The sequence below is a fragment of the Hymenobacter sp. CRA2 genome, assembly GCF_002007105.1.
GTDB lineage: Bacteria > Bacteroidota > Bacteroidia > Cytophagales > Hymenobacteraceae > Solirubrum.
On record NZ_MVBC01000032.1, the window covers coordinates 1 to 6781 of the forward strand.

The following is a 6781-nucleotide window of genomic DNA, read 5'->3' on the forward strand; positions in this document are numbered from 1 at the left end:
CGGTTGTCCCGGCCGCGTCCGCCGCTCGTGCCCGCCCGACCCGGCAGCAGCGGCGCTAACCGCGCCCACTGCGCGTCCGTCAACATTTGCTCCATGTTTCAAGATAATCACTGTTAACACTTCCTAGTCCATGAAACTGCTCCAGCATGGCTAGCACCTGCCGCAATACCTCCGCGTCGTTAAGGCCCAGCGCACTTTCCGGAATTCGATAACCAGGCTTAGTGTACACGTAACCGCCCAGGGTACGGTCAAACTCAATCGGCGCATCATACCCGGTAGAACCAAATTCTTTCATCGCCGGATATCGTCCAGCAGTTGCCGCTCACTGATGCCGCGCCCTACCTGCTCCAGCAGCTTACCCGACACGGTTTCCAGCAGCCGCTGCTTAGTCCAGACTCGTTGCCGATTCTGCAGGCACTCATCAATCAACAGGTAGCGCAGACGAGGATAATTAGTGGGCGGCATATCTTTTTACTCTTTCTGACCGATGCAGATAGGCTGCATCGTGACTGCGGAAGTTTGTCGCAACGATACGCAAAACCCCGCGCCAATGCCGACTCCACAACCTGCCGCCGCCCGCGTTGCCAAGGTCGCGGTCAGTTCCCACAGTTTCGCCACATCGAGGCGAGCGTGTGCTTCCTGTGCCGGGGCGCCTGCGTCGTTCCATCACGAAGCTGAAATTTTTTCACCGATGCAGGTAGGCTGCATCGACACCCTGAACCTTTGTGCTGTCTTCCGGCCGGAGCGCTTTTTCCCGACCCGGCTAGGATTTCTCCGCCGCCGCTACCGTACTTGCGGCACTAGGCTATACCCAGCGGCCCGAACTGCGGCCCGCCCTTGCTCTTTGAAAGTACCTGCGTCAGGATTTTTGACCTCGTGCGGCGCTGGGCCGCGCACGTTGCACCTGCCGGCTTCGGCCCCGGGTGCCCAATGGCAGTCATAGACGGGCTCAGTCAATTGATTTTATTGATTAATTGATTTGAGTTGATGACATGCTTTTTAATCTGGCTGAGATTAATTGATCTGAGTCATGCTGAAATTTATTTTTCAGTATTAGATAGAAAAACACCGGCAGGTACTTTCACTAGGGCATTTACTATTCCTCTTCTTCGCCGCAATGCCCCAACCGCCCGACGACCTTTTTCCACCCTCGCCCGACGCTGCCGCCGGCCGTGAAGAAGATGCCGCGGGTATTCCGAACCAGGGCTCATCTATGCCCGACGAGCCGGCCAGCATCCCGCAGCCAGACCGCATTCGGGACGCGGCTGACCTGCTGGCTATGCTGGACGCGCTAGACGACATACAACCCGACCCGCTCACCGATAACCTAGCCGCGCAACCGTTTCCGCTGCCCGTTCCTACGAAGCTGGCCGATTTAGCGGAGCCTTTCCGGGCCGTCACCAGCGCCGTATCGTTGGCGCGAGTGCTCAATGCCGCGCTGCACCTGCACCGCCTGCGCTACCCTAGAAGCCAAGCCAAGCCCGTATCGGCCAAGCTGCTGCGCTACTACGCCCACCACAAGCAGGCGCGCTACCACACCTTCCAGATTCCGAAGCGCACCCGCGGCCAGTTCCGCGACATCAAAGCGCCCGACCACGGCCTGCGCCGCGTGCAGCGCCTGCTGCTGCTCTGCCTCACCGCCGCCTTCACTACCTGCGACGAGGCCGCCCACGGCTTTGTGCCCGGCCGCAGCGTACTCACCAACGCCCAGCCCCACACCAAGCGCCGCTTCCTGCTGAACCTGGACCTTAAAAACTTCTTTCCCAGCACCAGTGTGGGCCGGGTGCTGGCCGTGCTTCAATTGGCCCCGTTCAACCTCAACAAGGAAGCTGCCCACCTGGTAGCCAACCTTTGCTGCGATGCCGGCGTCCTGCCCCAAGGTGCGCCCACCTCGCCCCTGCTCACGAACGCCGTCTGCCAGCGCCTCGATAAGAAGCTGCGTCGCCTCGCCGCCCGCCACCACTGCCGCTACACCCGCTACGCCGACGACCTCACTTTTTCCAGCCAGCGCCCCGCCTTCACGCCCACGTTCCACGCCGAGTTGAACGCCGTGCTGACAGAAGAAGGCTACGAGCAAAATCCCGCCAAGCAGCGCCTCCAAACACCCGCCACCCGCCAGGAAGTAACCGGCGTGGTAGTGAACGAGCGCCCCAACGTGCCCCGCGAATACGTGCGCGATATTCGGTTTCTGCTACACGTCTGGCAGAAGCACGGCTATGCAGTAGCTACGCAGGCTATGCGTGCTAAATATGGCAGCAGCAAAGCCCACGCCCGGTATCAGCAGAAGATACCGAAACTTGAGAAATTATTGGCAGGAAAGATTACGTATTTGGGGATGGTGCGGGGAAAGGAAGAAGTCGTATATCGAACTTTATTACGCAAGCTCGAAATTGTAAAGAAAAAGCAGAAACTGTAGCATGGAGAACTTATTGCAACTCATAGCACAGCTTGATGCTGCCCAAACCAATATAGCTGATGTATCCAGAAAGCTCAAAATACATATTCTAGAGCTTGAAAACAATGCAAGCCGTTATGATTTCATTCTTAAGCCTACAAAAGAGAAGTGGATAGATGAGAAGAGCAAAGTATTGAGAAGCAAGATACTTGTATGCTATAGAAGAATGCTTGCTCATGAATTGGGCCTGGTCCAAGAGAACAATACTAATCAATTCGAAAACATATGCCGAAATGCCCACATGCAAATGGAAGGGCTATTAAATTATTTCTGCTTATTAGAGTTTAAAGAAGATACCTTAAACTTTGTCACTTATTACAATAATTATGTGGATGAAATAAATACAAAGCAAGGGAAGGCCGTTGTTAATAAGATCGAACGAGATAAGTGGTGGAAAATAACTTATGCGGATAAATACTTTATCTTCCAAAGATTTACAAATGACGAAAAATTAACCGCATTTATAAAATTATTGGCGAAATATAGAAATGTAATATCTCATGAGGGATACATAGACAGCAAATCAACAACAACCGCAAATGATGATGTATCCGCATTTGCTAAAGACAAAAGAATTAACTCTGTATTAGACGCATTAGATAAACTACGAGACTATATTGAATATAACACAATTCAGTATGTGTCTTGAATCTTGAAGAACTATTGCGAATTGAAGTTTAAAAAACACCTCAATGCAACACGACCTATTCGCCGCCCCCACCCCGCCGCGCCGGACGAAGCTCGGCCACAGCAGCATTCATTACAAGGAAGCCAGTTCTATTCTGTCGCCCGCCACGGGTTTCATGGATAGCTACGACTTCACGCTGAACCCGTACTCCGGCTGCTCATTCGGCTGCTCCTACTGCTACGCCGCCTTCTTCGCCCTGCGGGAACAGTGGGGCTACTGGGTCAACGTCAAGGAAAACGCGCTGGCCCTTCTCAAAAAGCGGCGCAAGAAGCCGCTGCTGGACAAAGCTGTGTACATGAGCAGCGTCACTGACCCCTATCAGCCCATCGACAAAGAGCTGGAGCTGACCCGCAACCTGCTGCGGGAGCTGGCCGATTACCACCAGGTACGCCTGGTAGTACAGACGCGCAGCCCGCTCGTCACCCGCGACATCGACCTGTTTGGCCGCTTCCCCGCAGTGCAGGTCAACATGACGATAACCACCGACAGTGAGCGAGTGCGCAAGGTGTTTGAGCCGCTGTGCCCCGGCAACAAAGTCCGGCTGCAAGCCATTCAGCGCGTACACGAGGCGGGCATCCCGGCCTGCATCACCATGACGCCGCTGCTACCCGTGGAAGATGCCCACACCTTCGCGCAGGCGCTGCTGGCTACCGGCATCAGCCGCTTTATCGTGCAGCCCTTCCACGCCGAGCGAGGCAAGTTTACGGCCGGTACCCGCGAAGAGGCCGTGCGCATCACCCAGGAGCTAGGCTGGACTACAGCCCGCTACGATGAAGTGGTGGCCATCATCAAATCCTATATCCCGACTATTGGCGAAGGCAAATCCGGCTTCGCCGCCATCTAACGATTTGCTATGAACCCACAACTACACGCGTGGCTCCAGGCCCAGCAAGACCGGCTCGACCAGCTGATTTATCAGGCCGCCAACCGCTACTACCGCACTCAGCGCGATTATTACGAGTTCAGGAATCTCGACTACGATATCGAAGTCACGACGCAGGAGTCGTTTCAGCTAAGCGCGGGCCGCGACCTGTGCTACGACCGGCCCACCATCGGCTACACGTACTCGCTCTGGTACCATGCCCGCCGGGTCAATACGTTTCTGATGTATTTCCTGCGGGAGCTGTCGAACGCCGACCCGGCCGCACCGCTGGACGTATTCGACCTGGGCGCGGGCACCGGCGCGGTGCAGTGGGCCGTCGGGCTGGTATACGCGGGCATGAAAGCCTGCGGCTTGCCCACGCCGAGGCTGCATATCATCAATGTCGATTCCAGCGCCTTTATGCTGGACTACAATCGCAATTTCCTTTGGCAGCAGTTCCTGACGGCGTATCCCGCCTGCCAGGATATCAACTGCTCGTTCGAGGTCAATTCCTGGAATACCCCGGTGGAGGGCCACGGCGGGGCGGCCTGGGTGGTATCGAGCTACCTGTTCGACCACGCCGAGAACCAGGACTTCCTGGCTGATGGATTCCAGGCGCTGGTGAGGCTCTACAAGCCGGAGCGGGTGCTGATGCTTACCTCCAACCAAACCGCCAAGACGCGGCAGCTGCACTTGGTAGCCGAGGCCGTCAGGAAAGTAGGCTACCAGATGGCTCCCTACAAGGCCGATGTGCCGCTGTTCCGGGGAGCCTTACCGCTGGTCACGACGCTGCGCCGCGCCCTGCGCGAACAGCGCCACTTGAACGTGCCGGCCAAAGAAGTTACTTGGGACGACCACAGCTTCGCCGCCCTGGCCCTGGCCCGTACCCAATCGGCAATGGCATTTTCGGCCGATTCGCCAGCCGCCATCCGCGAGTGGAATCTGTACCTGGCCCCGATCGTGGTGCGCCGGGACATTCAGCTCAACGACCAGCAGCGCAAAGCCGCCGAGCACGCGAACCGGCCGGCCATCATCTCGGGCCCAGCCGGCTGCGGCAAAAGCGTCGTCATCACCGAGCGCATTCGCAACCTGGTAGAAGAACGGCAGTACGACCCGACCCTGCAAATCCTGCTCTGTTCGTTCAACAAGGCCCTAATCGCGACACTCACGAACTGGCTCAGCGAGCTGCTGGACAACTCAAAGTGCGTCCCTACCCTGGATGGCTTCCGCTTCAAAGGCTCCGCCTTGCGCAATATTTCGTGCCTGTGGTTCGACGTACTGCCCACGCGCTTGGGCGGCCTGAAGGGTCACCTCGAGCTGAGTAATTGGCATACGAGCACCATGACGCGGATAGTAGAGCAGGTGCGGCTCAAGCATCAGCTACCCACCGACAAACACGCCGACATCCTGCATCCTGATTTCCTGCTGGAAGAGTTTCACCGGGTGTATTACGGCCTGAGCTACGACACGGACAACCAATACGCGACGCAGCCCCGGCCAGGTCGCGGAAAGTCCCCTAAGCTCGACGCGGGCAAAACCCGCCGCCAGCTCGTCGCCGAGTGTTTCGCGCTGTACGTACCAGAGCTGGTCAAAACTGATTCCTTTACCAGCCGCCGGCTGGCCTTCCTGCGGCAGCTGCGCCGGGGCAACCATCCACTTAAGTACGATTACTTGTTCGTCGACGAGTTTCAGGACTGCACGCCCGCCGACTTCGAGATATTTCAGCACCTGCTGCATAATCCCGAACATTTGGTACTGGCCGGCGACCTAGCCCAGTCGGTGCAGATCGGCCGAAGCAGCGCCGCCAAAATTCCCCGCCTGGAGGGCATGGTACAACGGCGCATCCCTTACCGCTTGCAGGGCTCCTATCGCCTACCATTCCGCATCAGCGAAGCCATCCGCGGAATTTCGGAACACATCAACACGCTGTATGAGGGCGACTCGTCAGCCGGCGTCATTTCGCCCTACAAAGGGTCGCCGCCGGGGGCCAGACCTATCTTGGTATACGCAGAGGACTCAGCCCAACTAGCCGACAAACTGGCTGAGGTAATTCGCACGTATGCCTGTTTTAATCTGCGGGAGGTAGCAATTCTGGAAAAAGACACGCTGCTGAAGACAACCCTGGAAAATCGGCTTCCTCCCGGGATACCGGTAGATACCGATACCATCCTCAAGCTGAAAGGATTGGAAAAAACCTGCGTCGTGTGGTCCACCAGCGCGGGTATTGAGCACCGAGGCGAACTGTTTGAGTTCATTTATACGATCCTGACCCGTACTTCCTGCCTGCTGATTATCGCTCTCCAGCCCCATACGCTACCTATATACCTACCGGTTCTGCGGCAGCTCCACACCGAACGCTTGATTTGCTGGGATGAAGAATCCAGGCAGCAATTCAGAAAAATACAGGCAATGGATATTTCGGAGCAATTAGAAGTCGAAGAGCTAGAAGCCGAATGATATCTCTCTTACTATCCATTGTGAACTCACGGCCACTCACAGCTCCTTGTACCTGTTTGAGAAGATGGCTAAACAGCTCGCAAGCGCTCAACTCCCGGCCCACAGTAAATGAGTAAATGATAATTAGCGTGTTGAGCAATCCACCATCAATCGCATCGAACTTGCCAAACTCACGCCGACTCTCTATCTACTTATAGCGGATTCATGAACGATGTACATGATAACCACAATGGTTGAACCAGGCTTTGGCATCCTTGCTGGAAATCCACTCAACCGCGGTTTGGATAGCCGCCTCCAGTGCTTCACGGGTACGGGCCTG

Annotated in this window: 5 protein-coding genes; 4 read left to right on the forward strand and 1 reads right to left on the reverse strand. The window is 56.2% G+C overall.

Annotated features, from left to right (window positions below; all coding sequences use genetic code 11):
* Positions 1-291: 291 nt before the first annotated feature.
* Positions 292-465, reverse strand: coding sequence for a hypothetical protein (locus tag B0919_RS25475; protein WP_176133211.1), 174 nt, complete (start codon positions 463-465; stop codon positions 292-294).
* 652 nt (positions 466-1117) lie between these two features.
* On the opposite strand from B0919_RS25475, the gene B0919_RS24400 reads away from it, so the two are divergent.
* The 4 genes from B0919_RS24400 to B0919_RS24410 are packed head-to-tail and all read left to right on the forward strand — an operon-like array spanning position 1118 to position 6462.
* Positions 1118-2416: a reverse transcriptase domain-containing protein gene (locus B0919_RS24400; protein ID WP_078014928.1), complete on the forward strand. Its 1299-nt coding sequence runs from the start codon at positions 1118-1120 to the stop codon at positions 2414-2416.
* 1 nt (position 2417) lies between these two features.
* Positions 2418-3104, forward strand: a complete 687-nt coding sequence (locus tag B0919_RS25015) for a hypothetical protein (RefSeq protein ID WP_139362377.1) — start codon at positions 2418-2420, stop codon at positions 3102-3104.
* 43 nt (positions 3105-3147) lie between these two features.
* Positions 3148-3987, forward strand: a complete 840-nt coding sequence (locus tag B0919_RS24405) for an SPL family radical SAM protein (RefSeq protein WP_078014929.1) — start codon at positions 3148-3150, stop codon at positions 3985-3987.
* 9 nt (positions 3988-3996) lie between these two features.
* Entirely contained in the window at positions 3997-6462 is a 2466-nt protein-coding gene (locus B0919_RS24410; protein ID WP_078014930.1) for a UvrD-helicase domain-containing protein, read from the forward strand.
* Positions 6463-6781 lie beyond the last annotated feature (319 nt).

What these genes read in the sequence shown, in the direction of transcription:
- B0919_RS25475 (WP_176133211.1), bottom strand. Translation starts at nt 465, where the DNA reads ATGCCGCCCACTAATTATCCTCGTCTGCGCTACCTGTTGATTGATGAG.
- B0919_RS24410 (WP_078014930.1), top strand. Translation starts at nt 3,997, where the DNA reads ATGAACCCACAACTACACGCGTGGCTCCAGGCCCAGCAAGACCGGCTC.
- B0919_RS24400 (WP_078014928.1), top strand. Translation starts at nt 1,118, where the DNA reads ATGCCCCAACCGCCCGACGACCTTTTTCCACCCTCGCCCGACGCTGCC.
- B0919_RS25015 (WP_139362377.1), top strand. Translation starts at nt 2,418, where the DNA reads ATGGAGAACTTATTGCAACTCATAGCACAGCTTGATGCTGCCCAAACC.
- B0919_RS24405 (WP_078014929.1), top strand. Translation starts at nt 3,148, where the DNA reads ATGCAACACGACCTATTCGCCGCCCCCACCCCGCCGCGCCGGACGAAG.